General features: G+C 69.4%; 17 protein-coding genes and 1 pseudogene. 14 read left to right on the top strand and 4 right to left on the bottom strand.

The genetic code is table 11. From position 1 onward, the window contains the following. From ABR571_RS03400 to ABR571_RS03460, 13 genes are all read left to right on the top strand, one after another. On the top strand, positions 1-560 hold a 560-nt coding region (locus ABR571_RS03400; RefSeq protein ID WP_409451784.1), incomplete at its 5' end, for an aldehyde dehydrogenase family protein. Positions 561-562: 2 nt separating this feature from the next. Then, a complete protein-coding gene (locus ABR571_RS03405; RefSeq protein ID WP_409451785.1) occupies positions 563-1,927 on the top strand; it encodes an aspartate aminotransferase family protein in 1,365 nt (454 codons plus the stop codon). A 70-nt stretch (positions 1,928-1,997) separates the two neighbouring features. After that, positions 1,998-2,846, top strand: a complete 849-nt coding sequence (locus tag ABR571_RS03410) for a nitrilase-related carbon-nitrogen hydrolase (protein WP_409451786.1) — start codon at positions 1,998-2,000, stop codon at positions 2,844-2,846. Next, positions 2,843-4,258 (top strand): dihydropyrimidinase, encoded by a 1,416-nt coding sequence (gene hydA, locus ABR571_RS03415; protein WP_409451787.1) that lies wholly within the window; start codon positions 2,843-2,845, stop codon positions 4,256-4,258. Before ABR571_RS03410 ends, hydA begins: the two co-directional genes overlap by 4 nt. A gap of 7 nt (positions 4,259-4,265) precedes the next feature. Next, the gene (locus ABR571_RS03420; RefSeq protein WP_409451788.1) at positions 4,266-5,297 is read left to right on the top strand and encodes a TIGR03842 family LLM class F420-dependent oxidoreductase; all 1,032 of its coding nucleotides are present in this window, start codon (positions 4,266-4,268) and stop codon (positions 5,295-5,297) included. A gap of 32 nt (positions 5,298-5,329) precedes the next feature. Further along, the gene (locus ABR571_RS03425; protein ID WP_409451789.1) at positions 5,330-6,214 is read left to right on the top strand and encodes an ABC transporter permease; all 885 of its coding nucleotides are present in this window, start codon (positions 5,330-5,332) and stop codon (positions 6,212-6,214) included. Beyond that, the gene (locus tag ABR571_RS03430; protein WP_409451790.1) at positions 6,211-7,056 is read left to right on the top strand and encodes an ABC transporter ATP-binding protein; all 846 of its coding nucleotides are present in this window, start codon (positions 6,211-6,213) and stop codon (positions 7,054-7,056) included. Before ABR571_RS03425 ends, ABR571_RS03430 begins: the two co-directional genes overlap by 4 nt. Before the next feature lie 10 nt (positions 7,057-7,066). Further along, complete coding sequence (locus ABR571_RS03435; RefSeq protein WP_409451791.1) at positions 7,067-7,846, top strand: ABC transporter permease; 780 nt, start codon at positions 7,067-7,069, stop codon at positions 7,844-7,846. 71 nt (positions 7,847-7,917) lie between these two features. After that, entirely contained in the window at positions 7,918-9,096 is a 1,179-nt protein-coding gene (locus ABR571_RS03440; protein ID WP_409451792.1) for an ABC transporter substrate-binding protein, read from the top strand. Between the two features lie 65 nt (positions 9,097-9,161). Beyond that, positions 9,162-10,676 (top strand): phospholipase D-like domain-containing protein, encoded by a 1,515-nt coding sequence (locus tag ABR571_RS03445; protein ID WP_409451793.1) that lies wholly within the window; start codon positions 9,162-9,164, stop codon positions 10,674-10,676. 29 nt (positions 10,677-10,705) lie between these two features. Next, on the top strand, positions 10,706-11,557 hold the full coding sequence (locus ABR571_RS03450) for an oxygenase MpaB family protein (RefSeq protein WP_409451794.1): 852 nt from the start codon (positions 10,706-10,708) through the stop codon (positions 11,555-11,557). A 70-nt stretch (positions 11,558-11,627) separates the two neighbouring features. Further along, entirely contained in the window at positions 11,628-12,659 is a 1,032-nt protein-coding gene (locus ABR571_RS03455) for a hypothetical protein (RefSeq protein ID WP_409451795.1), read from the top strand. Between the two features lie 74 nt (positions 12,660-12,733). Beyond that, positions 12,734-13,939, top strand: coding sequence for a L,D-transpeptidase (locus ABR571_RS03460; RefSeq protein WP_409451796.1), 1,206 nt, complete (start codon positions 12,734-12,736; stop codon positions 13,937-13,939). An 11-nt stretch (positions 13,940-13,950) separates the two neighbouring features. On the opposite strand, the gene ABR571_RS03465 is transcribed toward ABR571_RS03460, so the two are convergent. The 3 genes and pseudogenes from ABR571_RS03465 to ABR571_RS03475 form a co-directional block, all read right to left on the bottom strand. Next, the gene (locus tag ABR571_RS03465; RefSeq protein WP_409451797.1) at positions 13,951-14,424 is read right to left on the bottom strand and encodes an SRPBCC family protein; all 474 of its coding nucleotides are present in this window, start codon (positions 14,422-14,424) and stop codon (positions 13,951-13,953) included. After that, positions 14,421-14,744 carry an ArsR/SmtB family transcription factor gene (locus ABR571_RS03470; protein ID WP_409451798.1) on the bottom strand — a complete coding sequence of 108 codons (324 nt, stop codon included), beginning with the start codon at positions 14,742-14,744 and terminating at the stop codon, positions 14,421-14,423. Before ABR571_RS03470 ends, ABR571_RS03465 begins: the two co-directional genes overlap by 4 nt. 48 nt (positions 14,745-14,792) lie before the next feature. Then, positions 14,793-15,275: pseudogene (locus tag ABR571_RS03475) on the bottom strand (molybdopterin dinucleotide binding domain-containing protein); the annotation flags it as partial. Here ABR571_RS03475 and ABR571_RS03480 point away from each other — a divergent pair. Further along, complete coding sequence (locus tag ABR571_RS03480; RefSeq protein ID WP_409451799.1) at positions 15,229-15,858, top strand: DUF222 domain-containing protein; 630 nt, start codon at positions 15,229-15,231, stop codon at positions 15,856-15,858. The pseudogene ABR571_RS03475 and the gene ABR571_RS03480 sit on opposite strands and share 47 nt — an antisense overlap. Positions 15,859-15,921: 63 nt before the next feature. Here the strand turns inward: ABR571_RS03480 and ABR571_RS03485 are convergent, their stop codons facing one another. After that, entirely contained in the window at positions 15,922-16,872 is a 951-nt protein-coding gene (locus ABR571_RS03485) for an LLM class flavin-dependent oxidoreductase (RefSeq protein ID WP_409451800.1), read from the bottom strand. Positions 16,873-16,891 lie beyond the last annotated feature (19 nt).

Consider the following 16,891-nt stretch of genomic DNA (forward strand, 5'->3'; position numbering starts at 1 on the left):
TCGGGGACGGCGCCGACGCCGACACCGACATCGGCCCGCTGATCACCGCCGAGCACCGCGACAAGGTGGCCGGCTACATCGCGGCCGGCGCCGAGTCCGGAGCGTCGGTGGTCGTCGACGGCCGGGAGGCCGAGCTGCCCGCGGACGGGTTCTTCCTCGGCAGCACGCTGCTCGACCACGTCAAGCCCGAGATGAGCGTCTACACCGACGAGATCTTCGGTCCGGTGCTCTCGGTCGTCCGCGCCGACACCTACGAAGAGGCGGTCGCGCTGATCAACTCGCACGAGTACGCGAACGGCACCGCCATCTTCACCCGCGACGGCGGCGCCGCCCGGCGGTTCCAGTTCGACGTCGAGGTCGGCATGGTCGGCATCAACGTGCCGATCCCGGTACCGGTCGCGTACTACTCGTTCGGCGGGTGGAAGGGCTCGCTGTTCGGCGACACCCACATGTACGGCCCGGAGGGCATCAACTTCTACACCCGCGGCAAGGTGGTCACCTCGCGGTGGCCCGACCCGGCCACGTCCCAGATCGACCTCGGCTTCCCAAGGACGCGATAACCATGGCCTCACCGCTGGACGGCATTCCGCAGGACAAGGAGACGGTCAAGAATCTCGACCGCGCGCACGTGTTCCACTCGTGGTCTGCGCAGGGGCTCATCGACCCGCTGCCGATCGCGTCGGCGCAGGGCTCCTACTTCACTGACTACGACGGCAACCGCTACCTGGACTTCTCGTCGCAACTGGTGAACGTCAACATCGGCTACCAGCACCCGCGGTTGATCGCAGCAATAGCCGAATACGCCCAGCAGGCGACGACGATCTCGCCCGCGTTCGCCAACGCCGCCCGCAGCGAAGCGGCCCGGCTGATCAGCGAGGTCGCGCCCGGGGACCTGAACCGCATCTTCTTCACCAACGGCGGCGCCGAGGCGACCGAGAACGCGTTGCGCATGGCCAAGCTGCACACCGGCCGGCACAAGGTGTTCGCCGCCTACCGCAGCTACCACGGTGCGACGGCCGGCGCCATCTCGATGACCGGCGACCCGCGCCGCTGGGGCGCCGAACCGGCGATGCCCGGCATCGTGCACTACTGGGGCCCGTACCCGTACCGCTCCACGTTCCACTCGAGCACGCCGGAGGAGGAGACCGAGCGCGCCCTGCAGCACCTGCGCGACCTGATCATGGTCGAGGGCGCCCAGACGGTGGCCGCCATCATTCTCGAGACGGTGGTCGGCACCAACGGCGTCCTCGTGCCGCCGCCGGGCTACCTGCAGGGGCTCCGGGACATCTGCACCGAGTTCGGCATCGTGATGATCGCCGACGAAGTGATGGCCGGCTTCGGCCGGTGCGGCGAGTGGTTCGCCGTCGACCACTGGGGCGTGACGCCCGACCTGATCACCTTCGCGAAAGGTGTGAACTCCGGATACATCCCGCTCGGCGGGGTCCTGATCAACGACGCGATCGCGGCCACCTTCGACCAGCGGGTGTACCCGGGCGGGCTGACCTACTCCGGTCACCCGCTGGCCTGTGCCAGCGCCGTCGCGTCGATGAACATCTTCAAGGACGAGGGCATCATCGACAACGCCCGCCGGCTCGGCGCCGACGTCATCGGCCCCGAGCTGGCCAAGATCGCCGACCGGCACCCGTCCGTCGGTGAGGTCCGCGGGCTCGGCGTCTTCTGGGCCGTCGAGCTGGTCCGCAACCGCGACACCCGCGAGCCGCTCGTGCCCTACAACGCGGCCGGGGCCGACGCCGCGCCGATGAACGAGTTCGCCGCGGCCTGCAAGCAGCGTGGCATGTGGCCGATGACCCACTTCAACCGCACGCACGTGGTGCCGCCGTGCACCGCGACCGAGCAGGAGGTCCGCGAGGGCCTGGCAATTCTGGACGAAGCGCTCGAGGTCGCCGACGGCTACTACGCCGACTGACCAACCGTTACCCCGTCGAAATCTTCAACCAGCAAGATTCCACATCTTCGTAGGAACTGGAGATAGAGCAATGGCAGTTGTACGGGCCGCGATAACGCAGGTCGCCTGGACGGGCGACAAAGAGACGATGATCAAGCGTCACGAGGAGCTGATGCGCGACGCCGCGGCCGACGGCGTGCAGATCATCGGCTTCCAGGAACTCTTCTACGGTCCGTACTTCGGGATCGTTCCGGACCAGAAGTACTACGCCTACGTCGAGACGATTCCCGGGCCCACCACCGAGCGCTTCCAGGCACTGGCCAAAGAGCTGAACATGGTCGTCGTCCTGCCGATCTATGAGGTCGAGAACGAAGGCGAGTACTACAACACCGCCGCGGTCATCGACGCCGACGGCAGCCTGCTCGGCAAGTACCGCAAGCACCACATCCCGAACCTCCCGCAGTTCTGGGAGAAGTTCTACTTCCGCCCGGGCAACCTCGGCTACCCGGTGTTCAACACCGCGGTCGGCCGGGTCGGCGTGTACATCTGCTACGACCGGCACTTCCCCGAAGGATGGCGTGAGCTCGGGCTGAACAACGCGCAGATCGTGTTCAACCCGTCGGCAACCAAGCCCGGCCTCTCCAACCGGCTGTGGGACATCGAGCAGCCGGCCGCGGCCGCGAACAACCAGTACTTCATCGCCGCCAACAACCGGATCGGCCGCGAGTACGAGGAGTTCGGCGAGGACGCGGTCACGTTCTACGGGACGTCCTACTTCGTCGACCCGCGCGGCAACTTCGTCGGTGAGCGCGCCTCCCAGGACAAGGAGGAGTTGCTCACCCGCGACCTCGACCTCGACGAGATCACCCAGGCCCGCAACGACTGGCAGTTCTACCGCGACCGCCGCCCCGACTCGTACACGAGGACCACGCAACCGTGACGACTCTCATCAAGGGCGGGACGGTCGTCTCGGCCACCGGGTCGTCGTTGCAGGACGTGCTGGTCGACGGTGAGATGATCGCCGCTTTGTTGGCCCCGGGCTCGAGCGCGCTGGGCCCGATCAACGCCGACACGGTCATCGACGCCACCGGCAAGTACGTGATCCCGGGCGGCATCGACGCTCACACGCACATGGAGATGCCGTTCGGCGGCACGCAGGCCTCGGACACCTTCGAGACGGGCACCCGCGCGGCGGCATGGGGCGGCACCACCACGATCGTCGACTTCGTGGTGCAGGCCCACGGCCAGCGGGTTCAGGACCAGGTCGCCCTGTGGCACGAGAAGGCGGGCGGCAACTGCGCCGTCGACTACGCCTTCCACCAGATCATCGGCGAGGTCAACGACGAGTCGCTCAAGGCGATGGACGAGTTGATCGGCGAGGGCATCACCAGCTTCAAGCTGTTCATGGCCTATCCGGGCGTCTTCCTGTCCAGCGACGGGCAGATCCTGCAGGCCATGCAGACCGCGGCCGGCAACGGCGGGCTGATCATGATGCACGCCGAGAACGGCTCAGCCATCGACGTCCTCGTCCAGCAGGCGCTCGAGCGTGGCGACACCGCCCCGTACTTCCACGGCATCACCCGCCCCTGGCAGACCGAGCAGGAGGCCACCCACCGCGCGGTCATGCTGGCCGACATCACCGGCGCGCCCCTGTACGTGGTGCACGTGTCGGCCAAGCAGGCGCTCGCCCGCATCGCCGAAGCCCGCAATGCCGGCCAGAACGTATTCGGCGAGACCTGCCCGCAATACCTCTACCTCTCGCTCGAGGAGAACCTCGGGGCGCCGGGCTTCGAAGGCGCCAAGTGGGTGTGTTCGACTCCTTTGCGATCACGCGCGCAGGGGCACCAGGACGAGCTGTGGAACTACATCCGCACCGGTGACGTCACCACCGTCTCAACCGACCACTGCCCGTTCTGCATGAAGGACCAGAAGGAGATGGGGATCGGCAACTTCGCCAAGATCCCCAACGGCATCGGATCGGTCGAGCACCGGCTCGACCTGCTGTTCCAGGGGGTCGCCGACAAGCGGATCTCCCTCGAGCGGTGGGTCGATGTCTGCTGCACGACCCCGGCGCGGATGTTCGGCCTGTACGGCAAGAAAGGCGTGCTGGCCCCGGGGGCCGACGCCGACATCGTCGTGTACGACCCGAACGGCCACACGTCCATCGGTATCGGCGAGGGGCGCACCCACCACATGAACATGGACTACTCGGCCTGGGAGGGTTGGGAGATCGACGGCCATGTGGACGTGGTGCTCTCGCGCGGCACAATGATCAAGGACGACACCGGCTATGTCGGCGCCAAGGGCCACGGGCAGTTCGTCAAGCGCAGTCTGTCGCAGAACCTGATCTGAGGACGCAGTGGACTTCGGCGTAGTTCTGCAGAACGATCCTCCCGCCGCGCGGGTGGTCGAGCTGGCCCGGCAGGCGGAACTGCTCGGGTTCACCCACGTCTGGACGTTCGACTCGCACCTGCTCTGGCAGGAGCCCTACGTCGTCTACAGCCAGATCCTGGCCAACACCCGCAAGGTGATGGTCGGCCCGATGGTGACGAACCCGGCCACCCGCGACTGGACCGTCACCGCGTCGCTGTTCGCGACGCTGAACGAGATGTTCGGCAACCGGACGATCTGCGGCATCGGCCGAGGCGATTCGGCCGTGCGGGTGATCAACGGCAAGCCGGTGACGCTGGCCGACCTGCGCGAATCGATCAGCGTCATCCGGGCCCTGGCGAACGGGCAGCAGGCGTCGTACAAGGGCAACCTGCTGCAATTCCCGTGGTCCGAGGGATCGGCCCTGCCGATCTGGGTCGCCGCGTACGGGCCGAAGGCGCTGGCCCTGGCCGGCGAGGTCGCCGACGGGTTCATCCTGCAGCTGGCCGATCCCGACATCACCGCCTGGTCCATCGCGGCGGTGCGCAAGGCCGCGGCCGACGCAGGGCGCGATCCGTCCTCGGTGACGATCTGCGTTGCCGCCCCCGCCTACGTCACCGACCGCTCCGACGCCGGTCTCGCGCACGGCCGTGATCAGTGCCGGTGGTTCGGCGGCATGGTCGGCAACCACGTCGCCGACATCGTCGCCCGGTACGGGACCGACGGGGCCGCTGTGCCGCAGGCGCTGTCGGACTACATCGCCGGGCGCAAGGACTACGACTACAACCAGCACGGCAAGGCCGGCAACACCCACGCCGACTTCGTCCCCGACGACGTCATAGACCGGTTCTGCCTCATCGGACCGGTCGAGCACCAGGTGGCCCGGTTGCAGGAACTCGAAGGGCTCGGGGTCGACCAGTTCGCCCTGTACCTGCAGCACGACGCCAAGGCCGAGACGCTCGCGGCGTACGGCGACAAGGTCCTGCCCGCGGTGAACGTGCGCAAGGCCGCCAAGGCGTGACAACACTGCCGGGTACGGGGGCGGCACCTCGGGTGGGACGTGCGGTCGGCCGCGCCCTGCTCGTCGCCCTCGGCATCGCGGCCGTCTCCGCGATGTGGGAGGCGTACAAATCGTGGGGCCCGGCCGACGGGGTGAAGCTCTTCGGCGCGCGGGTGCTCCCCCGCACGACCGACGCGGCGATACCGCACCTGTCGCGGATCTGGCACGCGTTCGGGTCGAAGGAAACCGGCGGGGCGATCACGCTCGGCCCGTCCAAGACGGTGTTGCAGTCGGTGACCGACTCGGCGTTGAACACGCTGGGCTGGTCGGCGGCCGGCTTCGCGATCGGCGTCGTCGTCGGCATGCTGCTGGCCCTGCTGATGGACCGGTTGGTGATCGCCGAGCGCGCGCTCATGCCCTATGTCGTGCTCAGCCAGACCGTCCCGCTCATCGCCCTCGCGCCGCTGGTCACCAAGTGGGGCCAGGGTTCCAAGCTCGGCTCGTACGAGTGGCAGCCGTGGAACTCGGTGGCGGTGATCGCCGCCTACCTCGCGTTCTTCCCCGTCGCCGTCGGCATGGTCCGCGGATTGAAGTCGCCATCGGCCGTGCACTCCGACTACTTCCGTTGCTCGGCCGCGGGCTGGTGGAAGACGCTCGTCCGGCTCAAGCTGCCGTCCTCGGTCCCCTTCCTCGTCCCCGCCTTGCGGCTGGCGGCGGCCGGCGCCGTCATCGGCACTATCGTCGCCGAGATCTCAACAGGGCTGGACGGGGGCATCGGACGCTTGATCATCACGTACTCACAACAGGCGACGGGCGACCCGTCCCGCGTCTATGCCGCAGTCATCGGGGCTGCGGTGCTCGGCCTGGTTGCGGCCGCCGCCGTCACCGTGTTCGACATCGCCCTGTGGCGCTATCACCGAGGAGCCACGACGCGATGAGCGAGTTGCAGCGCCCCGCCGTCGAGGTGCGCGGCGTCAGCAAGACGTTCGCACTGCGCCGGGACTCCGTCGTCGCGCTGCAGGACATCGACCTCACGATCGGCCGCGGCGAGTTCGTGTCGCTCATCGGGCCGTCCGGCTGCGGCAAGTCGACGCTGCTGCGCATCATCGCCGACTTGTTGCAACCGTCCGCCGGCGAGGTGCAGGTCAACGGCAAGACGGCGCGCAAGGCCCGCCTCGACCAGGACTACGGCATCGCGTTCCAGCAGGCGGGGCTGCTGGACTGGCGCACCGTGCAGGCCAACATCGAGCTGCCGCTCGAGTTGCACGGCGTCGACCGGGCCAAGCGCCGGGCCCGCGCTCTCGAGCTCATCGAACTCGTCGGGCTGTCCGACTTCGCGAAGCACCGTCCCCCCCAACTGTCCGGCGGCATGCAGCAGCGGGTCGCGATCGCCCGCGCGCTCGCCGAGAGCCCGACGCTGCTTCTGATGGACGAGCCGTTCGGCGCGCTGGACGAGATGACCCGCGAGCGCATGCAGAACGAGCTGGTGCGCATCGGCGGCGAGACCGGCGCGGCGGTGGTGTTCGTAACCCACTCGATCCCGGAGGCGGTGTTCCTGTCCGAGCGCGTGGTCGTCATGTCACCCCGGCCCGGACGGATCGCCGAGGTCGTGGGCGTGAACCTCGGCCCCCGCACCGACGACACCCGGGAAGCGCCGCACTTCTACGCCGCGATCACCCAGGTACGGGAGGCGCTGCGCGGTCGTCCGGTACCGGAGACGGTCGAGGTCGGCGTCACGGTCGACCAGGCCGCCCAACAACGAGCGCAGGGCGCACTGTGAGGACGGCCCCGTGAACGGCGGCGGGCGGCGCGCGGCTGCGGTGGTGCTGCCGCCGATCCTCTTCGGCGTGCTCTTCCTGCTCGGCTGGCAGTTGTTCGTGCGCGCCGCCAACGTCCGGACGTTCGTGCTGCCGGCGCCGAGCGACATCTGGGCCTCGACCAAGGAAGCGCACTCGAGGATCTTCGACGCGGCCCAGAACAGTGGGACGAACGCGCTCGTCGGCCTGCTCGTCGGTCTGATCCTCGGCGTCCTGCTGGCCGCGCTGGCCACGCGGGTGCCGGTACTCGGCGGAGCCATCACGCCGCTGGTCGCCGGTCTGGCGGCCATGCCCATCGTCGCCCTGGCTCCGCTGCTGAACGACATGTACTCGCCGCTGTCGCCGCTGCCCCGCCGCGAGGTCGTGGCGATCAGCGCGTTCGTCCCCGTCTTCATCAACGTGCTGCGCGGGCTGTCCCAGCTGACGCCGGTGCATCGCGAACTCATGCACAGCTACGCCGCGTCCGGAACGGCGGTGCTGCGCACCGTCCGCATCCCGAGCGCCCTGCCCTACTTCTTCACCGGGCTGCGGGTCGCGTCGTCGCTCGCTGTCATCGCGGCTGTCGTCAGCGAGTACTTCGGCGGCTTGCAGGACGGCCTGGGCTCGCGGATCACGTCCTCGGTCGGCGCGAGCGATTACCCCGCGGCGTGGGCCTCGGTGCTCGGGGCGGTCGTGCTCGGGCTCATCTTCTATCTCGCCGCGGCGCTGCTCGAGCGCCTCGTCCTCGGCCGGCGAGCAGCGCCGGTCACCTGACCCTTCCACCTGCAACCATCGGCAACGTCGCCGAGACCAGTCCCACAAGGAAACCCTGGAGGAACCCGATCATGAGGCTCAACCGAAGAATGGCGGCCGTCGCGGCGGTTGCGGTGGTCGCGGCCGCCGGGCTGACCGCGTGCAGCAGCAGCAAGAAGAACGACAGTGCCGCGAGCGGTTCCGGAGGAGCCAAGTCGTCGGGGAGCGCACCGGCCAAGATGGTCACCGTCAAGCTGCAACTGCAGTGGGTGACCCAGGCACAGTTCGCCGGCTACATCGCCGCCTTCGGCAAGGGCTTCTACAAGGCCCAGGGCCTGAACGTCTCCATCATCCCGGCCGGTACGGACACGGTTCCGCAGACCACGGTCGACGACGGCGGGTCGGCCGACTTCGCCATCGCCTGGGTTCCGAAGGCGCTCCAGTCGCGCGAGAAAGGCGCGAACATCACCGACGTGGGTCAGGTGTTCCAGAAGTCGGGAACGCTGCAGATCTCGATGAAGAAGAAGAACATCACCTCGGTCGCCGACCTCAAGGGCAAGAACGTCGGTGACTGGGGCTTCGGCAACGAGTACGAGCTGTTCGCCGGCATGACGAGAAACGGGCTTAACCCGGGCAAGGACGTCAAGATCGTCCAGCAGCAGTTCGACATGAACGCATTCCTGGCCGGCGACATCGACGCCGCCCAGGCGATGATCTACAACGAGTACGCGCAGGTGCTCGAGGCGAAGAACCCCGACACCGGCAAGCTGTACCAGCCGTCCGACCTCAACGTCATCAACTGGAACGACGTGGGCACGTCGATGCTGCAGGACGCCATCTGGGCCAACACGACCAAGCTCAAGGACCCGGCCTTCCAGGCCACGACGGTAAAGTTCCTGACGGCCAGCTACCAGGGCTGGATCTACTGCGCCGCGCACGCGCAGGAGTGCCGGGACCTGGTCGTGAAGGCCGGCTCCAAGCTCGGCGCCAGCCACCAGCTGTGGCAGACGAACGAGGCGAACAAGCTGGTCTGGCCCTCGCCCCAAGGCATCGGCATGGTCGACAAGACCGCGTGGGACCGCACGATCAGCATCGCGTCGCAGACCAAGAACGCGGACGGACAGACGGTCCTCAAGGCAGCGCCCACCGGCCTGGCCTACACCAACGACTACACGGTGAAGGCCGACGCGGCCCTCAAGAAGATGGGGCTGGACACGACCGGCGCGAACTTCCAGCCGATCACCGTCACGCTGAACCCGGGCGGCAGCTGATCGACGCCCGGCCGGCGGCGGGACCCGCTGCGGTCCCGCCGCCGGCGACCGGCAGGATGATCGACGTGCCGGCCGTGCCCTATTTCCCGGACGCGACCGCCGACACACCGACCTTCGTCGGCGACAGCGAATGGCACCCGCTGATCGACGGCCGCGACTACCTCACCGAACTGGACGCCGCGTTGCGCGACCTCGGCCCGGGCGACAGCGTGCAACTTGTCGGCCTGCAGCTGTGGCTCGGTCTCGATCTGAGCGGACGGCGCCCGGGCGCCGGCGGTTACGAGCCGTTGGGCCGGCGGCTGGTCGCCCTGGGCGCCGCCGGCGTACACGTCCGGGTCCTGCTCGCCGGCGAGCTCATCGCCCGCTGGCTGCCCGTGCCGAGCCTGTCCGGCTTCCGCAACAACATCAAGGCCGCGACCGAGCTGCGAACGGCCCGGCCGCCCGGCACCGCGGGCCCGGCTCCGCTGGCCGGCAGCGTGCTGGTCGACTGGTCGGGCGAGCGGATCGGCTCCAATCACCAGAAGCTGGTCATCGTCCAGCGGGCCGGCGTCATCACGGCCTACGTGGCCGGGATCGATCTCGTCGACAATCGGTTCGACTCCGCCCCGCACGACACCCTGCGGTTGAAGGGCAAGCGGTGGGGCTGGCACGACGCCGGCGTCCGGCTCCGCGGGCCGGCTGCAGCCCGCGTGCACGAGATCGCCGTGCAGCGGTGGACCGAGGCGTCGACGCTACCGGCCCGATTCGACGGCCGACATCGGCGGATGAACCCGCGCGTGGTCGACGCTCCTCTCGAGCCGCCGCCCCCGCAGCCCCGGATGGACGCCCCGGGCACCGCCGTGCGCGTGGTCCGCTCCGTCGCCGGCATCAAGGTGCCGGCGCGGCTCAGGGGTCGGCAGCGGAGCTGGGACACGATGGCGGCCGGCGGTGACCAGTCCGTGTTCACGGCGATCACCACCGCGCTGGAGGCCGCACAGCGCTACGTGTACCTCGAGGACCAGTACCTCGGCGAGTACACGGGCGGCAAGCGGCAGTACGAGCTCTACCCGTATCTGCGCGACGCCGCCGAGCGCGGCGTGAAGATCGTGCTGCTCGGATCCGGCGTGCGCGATCCCGAAGATCCCGGCATCTACCTGCGGCCCATCAACAGCCGCCTCAACCGCGACCTGCGTCGCAAGCTCGTCGCCCGGTCGAGCGCGGTGGGCCGGCCCGGCATCGCCGTTTGGCGCCTCCAGCACTGCACGGTGCATTCGAAGATCCTGCTCGTCGACGACGTCTTCGCGTGTATCGGTTCGGCCAACCTGTTCAGCCGGTCGATGGCCGGCGTCGACACCGAGGTCAGCGCAACGGTGTCGACGACGACGTCGCTGGTCCGCGAGCTGCGCATCCGAGTGTGGACCGAGCACCTGGGTGCCGGACCCGACGATGGGGAGATGCACGCCGAACTGGCCGACCTCGACTGCGCGCTCGGCATCTGGCAGCCCGCCTGGCTTCCCCCCGGCGCCCCGTCCGACCACTGGGCCCGGTGGTCGGCCAACTCACAGCTGCGGCCGGTCTGGCCTACGCGGCTCAAGGGGTAAGCACACCCGGCGCAGGGCACTATGGAGGCATGGCTCTGCGCAACCGCCTCGGCGCGATGGTCTTCGAACGGGTCGCCGGGCCGGAAGGTCCGCAGCACCGAGACCGGATCCACAACGCGGTCGGCGAGCGCTGGTTCGCAGACGACCGGCCCATCCGCACCGTCCACGCCGACTCGGCGATGTTCATCGGTGGGCTGCGGGCGCTGCTGCTGCAGTCGCTGCACCCGCTGGCGATGGCCGGCGTCGCCGGGCACTCGGGCTACCGCGGCGACCCGTGGGGGCGGCTGCAACGCACGAGCTACTTCCTCGCCGTCACGACGTTCGGGCTGGCGTCGGACGCCGAGGCCACCGTCGCCCGGGTGAAGGGCATCCACCGTCGCGTCCGTGGCGTCGCGCCGGACGGCCGGCCGTACGCCGCGTCGGACCCGCACCTGCTGAAGTGGGTGCACGTCGCGGAGGTCGACAGCTTCCTGCGCACCCATCAGCGCTACGGCGCCGCCCCGCTGTCGGCGGCCGACGCGGACGGCTACCTCGCCGACACCGCCCGCGTCGCGCGCGCTCTCGGAGTGCTCGATCCTCCGACGACGGTGGCCGAGCTCGAGTTCCAGCTGAACTCCTACCGTCCCGAGTTGCAGGGAACGACCGAGGCCCGGGCCGCCGCGCGCTTCCTGCTCGTTCGTCCGCCGCTACCGGCCTACGCCCGGCCGCCGTACGCGGTGCTCGCGTCCGCGGCGGTCGCCTCGCTCCCGCTGTGGGCCCGTTGGCCGCTGCGGTTGCCGTACGTGCCACTGGCCGAATCGACCGTGGTCCGCGCCGCAGGCACCGGGCTCGTCCGCGCGCTGCGATGGATCGCCACGCCGGTCCCGGAGTCGGCGGCCTGACCGCGCTACGGAATGCTGGGGGCATGAGCGAGCGACGCTTGCGAGCGAGCCGTAGGCATGGCGTCTCTGCATGCGCGAACGGAGTGAGGGGATGAGCAAGGACGTCGCCAACAGGTTGCTCGACGCCCAGGTCGAGTGGGTCCTGGCCGAGTTCAGCGGCAAACGCCTGACCCAGGTCATCAAGCGTGACGTGGACGACCTGCTCGCGCTCGCGGGACAACTGACCGTCCTCGACGTCGTCGATCCGGACCAGCTGAAAGGTGCCGCGCGGCGGCTGGTCGAGCGCGCAGGCGGCAGCGCCCTCGTCGATGACCTCGTCACGGCCCTGTCGGACGCCATCTACGACCTGTCGGCCAGCGAGGACTACAACCTCGGCGAGGTGGTCGAGCGCGATCCGGTCGAGGCGCTGGTCGCCAAGGTGCTGACCATGCACACGCTGCAGGACCGGGCAATGGACCGGATGGCCGAGAGCCCGCTCGTCGCCGCCGTCGCCACTCGGTTCGTCACCAAGATCGTGGGTGACTTCCTGCAACAGAACCGGCAGATGGCCGAGCGGTTGCCGGGCGCCAAGTCGCTCATCTCCTTCGGGATGGGTGCGGCGTCGAAGGTCCGCAGCGCCACCGTCGACCAGTTCCTGGGCGACGCCGCCGGCAAGAGCACGCAGTTCGCGATCCGGCGGACGAACAGCGCGATGCGCGACCTGGTGCGCGAGGCGCCTCTGCAGGGTGCCGCGATGGAGATCTGGGACCTCCACGCCGACGAGCCGATCAGCGACCTGCGCGGTTACCTGAGCAAGGCCGAGCTGCGCGAGCTGGCCGTGCTCGTCCACGACATCATCAACAGCGCCCGGACGACGGAGTACGCCGGGCATCTCGTCGATGAGTGCGTGGACGTGTTCTTCGAGCGCTACGGCGAGCGCGACCTCGCCTCGTTGCTGCCCGAGCTCGGCATCAGCCGCGACGACGTCCTCGACGAGGCCCAGCGATTCGTCCCGCCGCTCGTCGACGCGGCGAGGCGGGACGGGCGGCTCGAAGAGCTGATCCGCGCGCGGCTCAAGCCGTTCTTCGCCTCCAAGAAGGTGCTCGCGATCCTCGAGTCGTGACTCGTCCGCTCGACGCAACCTGACGGGGTCCTCGCGCGACCAATAGGCGAAGCACCCGACCGAGGACGAACCCCATGGGTCGTATCGACGACGAACGGAATTCGCATGCCGCCATCGAGCGTCTGCTCGCCGACTCCTTCCACAGCCGCGCGACGAGCGGCATCAGCGAGCACCGGGGGGTGCCCCCGATGACCGACTCCCTCGGCGCCGACCCTTCCCGCGACACGCGTTCCGGCCGGTCCCGTACGGCGTGGTTCGTCGCAGGCGCGGCGGCCGTGGTCGCCGCGACGGCGGCGGCGGTCACCGTGATCGTCACCAACTCGTCGGGCACGACGCACGGTTCCGCGGTGGGCGCGGCGGACACGCGGTCATCCGGCGGCACGGGAACAACGCCGGGCCCGTCCGCGTCGTCGCCGTCGACATCTCCGTCGTCAGCGCCCCGCCGCGCACCGGCAACGTTCGTCCACGTCACGGCCCTCGAGAACGACGGCGCGACGTACGGCGTGGGCATGCCGGTCGTGCTGTTCTTCTCCCCCGCCCCGACCGACGCCAAGGCCTTCGAGAAGGCGGCCACCGTGACCGTCGACGGCGCTCCGGTCGACGGCGCCTGGTACTGGGAACAGCCCACGGCCGACGAGGTGAAGGGCCACATCGTCGAGGCGCACTACCGGACGAAGGAGTACTGGCCGCCGAACTCGACCGTCCACGTGGCCACGCCGATCGCCGGGCTGAGCGCGGGAAAGGGCCTGGCCTACTCAGGGAAGCTGACCTCGTTGGACTACAAGATCGGCGACGCCCATATCTCCACGGTCGATGCCGACGGCCTGCGCATGCGGGTGATGTCGAACCGGCGGCTCGTCAACACGTTCGCGGTGTCGCTCGGCAAGGCGGCCACCCCGACGTTCAACGGCACCAAGATCGTGATGCAGAAGGGTGAGGACATCCCCGGTACCAACATGCTGCGGCCGAATGGCACCGTGCTGATGAACGGCCCCCACTACACCGATGACCCGGTTCAGTGGTCGGTGCGCATCACCCGGTCCGGCGAATACGTGCACGCGGCGCCGTGGAACTCCGGTATCGGCCTGCACAGCACGTCGAACGGCTGCACCAACCTGCACACCGCCGACGGCAAGTGGTTCTACGGGTTCAGCCAGATCGGCGACGTGGTCGAGTACAGCAACACCGACGGCTCCGCGATGCCGAGCTGGGACGGCCTGGGCGACTGGAACCTGTCGTGGTCGCAGTGGCAGCGCGGCGGGCTGCTGGCGCCCGGGTAGCCCCGCTTGAGTCAGTCGAACAGCGCCGCATACCGCTCGAGGTACAGCGGCCAGCCCTGGCTCCCGCCGACCCCGTCGCTGATCGCGCCCCAGTCCGGACCGTGCCGGTCGATGTTGCGGTGCTCGAGCTCGACACGCGTGCGGTCAGCGGCTTCGGCGACGAAGCGAACTTCCACCTCGCTCGCGTTGTCCGGATCGGACTCGAGGCTCCACTGCGGGCTGATGTCCCAGCTGAACACGACGCGGTTCGGCGGGTCGTAGGCGAGCACGCGCGCCCAACGGCACTCGCTGCCGTCGGCCGCCCGGTCGACGATGTGGCCGCCGACGCGCGGTTCGAACTCGGTCCGGACGATCGGCGCGCCCAAGAGGTTGTGCTCGGGCGGCTTGAAGTCGCCGAACCGGGCGGTGAAGACCTCGAACGCGCGATCGAGCGGTGCAGCGACGACGATCTGCCGGACGATGACGGCGGGTGCTGATTGGGTCATGTGTCCTCCTCTGTCGGTCGCTCGGCGACGTCCTGGTAGCCGGCGAGGGCCTGCCGCCAGAAGGTGTCGAGCTGGTCGCGAAGCGCGGCGACGCCGGCCGGGTTGAGCCGGTAGATCCGCTTGGTTCCGGAGGTGCGTTCGGCCACCAGCCCGGCGTCCTTGAGCACCTTGAGGTGCTGCGAGACAGCCGGCCGGCTGACGGGCAACTCGTCGGCCAACTCGCCCACCGAGCGAGGCCGCTCGGCGAGGCGCTCGACGATCGTCCTCCGGGTGCGATCGCCGAGGGCCGTCCACTCGTCGCCCGATCGGTAAGCGTCCACGAACGGTAAGTTACGGCTTACCGATAACGCCGTCAAGAGCGGCGGGATTCACCCGGCCGCGCATACCTCCACAGGGATGCCGTTCAGTACCGCCGTCCCGCTCGGGGCGTCGAGCAGCCGGTCGTCGGCCAGCACGTTCGAGTTGACGCCGGGGTGCGCGTTCGCCACTTCACTGCGGGTGCCGTCCAGGCCGTGTCCCCAGCCGTGCGGGATGCTCACGACGCCGGGACGGACGGTATCGGTGATCTCGACCGGGACGGTCAACGCGCCGGTCCGGGACGTGACGCGGGCCAGCGCGCCGTCAGTCAGGCCGAGCTTGTCCGCGTCCTCGGGATGCAGCTGGGCCGTGCACCGGTTGACTCCGCGCACGAGCGGCGCGAGGTTGTGCATCCACGAGTTGTTCGAGCTCAGCTGGCGGCGACCGATCAGCACGAACTGCGGCGGCTCGCTCTCGAGCTCGGCGGCCAGGCGCGGGAGGTCCGCGATGATCGCCGCCGGTGCGAGCTCGATCGTCCCACTCGGCGTGGCCAGCGCCGACCAGCGCCGCGCCGACGCCCTCGTCGCCCTGCTCCTGGGCACCGATGAGGTGGATGCAGTGGGGTCGTGGCAGGGCCGCGCCCCGTCGGTGCAGCTCACCGTCGCCGCCACCACCCTGCTCGGATTGGACGACCATCCCGGCGAGCTCGACGGCTACGGACCGATCCCCGCCGCGATGGCCCGCGCCATCGCCGCCGACCCCACCGGCACCTGGCGCCGACTACTCACCGACAACTCCGGGCGGCTACTCGACTACGGCCGCACCACCTACCGCCCACCCCAACCCCTGGTCGATCACGTCATCGCCCGCGACCGCACCTGCCGCTTCCCCGGCTGCACCCGACCGGCCCGCCGCTGCCACATCGATCACCAACTCCCCTGGAACGAGCACGGCACCACCGCTGAGTGCAACTGCCAATGCCTCTGCTCGCGCCACCACCACCTCAAACACGAAACCGGCTGGACCGTCACCGGCCACCCCGCAGACGACCTCACCTGGACCAGCCCCACCGGCCACACCTACCGCGCACCACCAGGCCACTACGACACCCCCGACCACGAGGGGCCGCCGTTCTAGTCGGAACGGCCAAACGGCTACCGAGCGCGCGACCATCGTGCGGGCCGCAAGCCAGGCTCGGGTTCAGGTCAAGCCGCTGAGCAACTCGCTCGCGCGGATCAACGTCTTGCGGTCGTGCGGGTCGGGCAGCTCGAAGACCATGTGCCCGATGCCCGACGTCAGCCAGGGCTGCAGTTGTTCGGCGATCTCCCCCGGCTCCCCGACGAACACGCCGTGCCGGCTGTCCAGCCCGTCGGGTACCCCCCGCGCGTGGCGCCAGCCGTCCCACGCGGAGCGGGCCGAGGCTGCCGAGTCCGCGACGCACAGGACGGCCTTGTAAGTAACGCCGATCGTCGCGGGATCGCGACCGACCGTGCGGCAGTGGTCGGCCAGCACCGCGAGCTTGTGCGGTATCCGGTCGATGAAGTCGCCGGACGGGAACGACAGGTTGATCAGATCGGCGTGCCGGGCGGCGATCCGCAGCAGGCGCTGTTCGCCGCTGCCGGCGACGAGAACGGGGATACCGCCCACTCGGGCCGGCCGCGGCCAGTTCGGCGGCGCGTCCGGATCGGCGGTTCCGCCGACCATCCGGCGGATCGTCACCAGCGCCTCGTCGAGCCGGGCCATTCGCTGCGGCACGGAGGGGAACTCGTACCCGTAGCTGCGGTGCTCGGCCTCGGTCCGTGGATGCCCGGCGCCGATACCCAGGATCGCGCGGCCCCCCGACAGCGCGTCCAGCGTCGTGGCCATCTTCGCGAGCAGCGCCGGTGACCGGTACAGGACCGATGTCGCCAGGACCCCCAGTTCCAGCCGCGACGTCCGCGCTGCCAGAGCCGCGAGCGTCAGGTACGCCTCCGGCATCGGCGATCGGTCGCTGCCCGGCCGCAGGTCCTGCATGTGGTCGGCCAGCCAGAGGGTGGAGAACCCCGGCGTGCCCTCGAGTGCGTCGGCCAGCTCCGTGAGGCCGGGCAGCAGCCGATCGCCGCGCAGTTCAGGTGCATCGAAAGCGGTCAGGTGAATCCCGAAGGTCGTCATGCGATACACGGTCGACGAC

The organism is Jatrophihabitans sp. (assembly GCF_046262535.1).
Classification (GTDB): Bacteria; Actinomycetota; Actinomycetes; order Mycobacteriales; family Jatrophihabitantaceae; genus Jatrophihabitans.

Excerpts from the sequence above, each read along its gene's own strand:
- ABR571_RS03450 (WP_409451794.1), top strand. The coding sequence starts at position 10,706 with ATGGCTCTGCGCAACCGCCTCGGCGCGATGGTCTTCGAACGGGTCGCC.
- ABR571_RS03485 (WP_409451800.1), bottom strand. The coding sequence starts at position 16,872 with ATGACGACCTTCGGGATTCACCTGACCGCTTTCGATGCACCTGAACTG.
- ABR571_RS03455 (WP_409451795.1), top strand. The coding sequence starts at position 11,628 with ATGCGCGAACGGAGTGAGGGGATGAGCAAGGACGTCGCCAACAGGTTG.
- ABR571_RS03405 (WP_409451785.1), top strand. The coding sequence starts at position 563 with ATGGCCTCACCGCTGGACGGCATTCCGCAGGACAAGGAGACGGTCAAG.
- ABR571_RS03465 (WP_409451797.1), bottom strand. The coding sequence starts at position 14,424 with ATGACCCAATCAGCACCCGCCGTCATCGTCCGGCAGATCGTCGTCGCT.
- ABR571_RS03410 (WP_409451786.1), top strand. The coding sequence starts at position 1,998 with ATGGCAGTTGTACGGGCCGCGATAACGCAGGTCGCCTGGACGGGCGAC.
- ABR571_RS03480 (WP_409451799.1), top strand. The coding sequence starts at position 15,229 with ATGATCGCCGCCGGTGCGAGCTCGATCGTCCCACTCGGCGTGGCCAGC.
- ABR571_RS03440 (WP_409451792.1), top strand. The coding sequence starts at position 7,918 with ATGAGGCTCAACCGAAGAATGGCGGCCGTCGCGGCGGTTGCGGTGGTC.
- ABR571_RS03460 (WP_409451796.1), top strand. The coding sequence starts at position 12,734 with ATGGGTCGTATCGACGACGAACGGAATTCGCATGCCGCCATCGAGCGT.
- ABR571_RS03430 (WP_409451790.1), top strand. The coding sequence starts at position 6,211 with ATGAGCGAGTTGCAGCGCCCCGCCGTCGAGGTGCGCGGCGTCAGCAAG.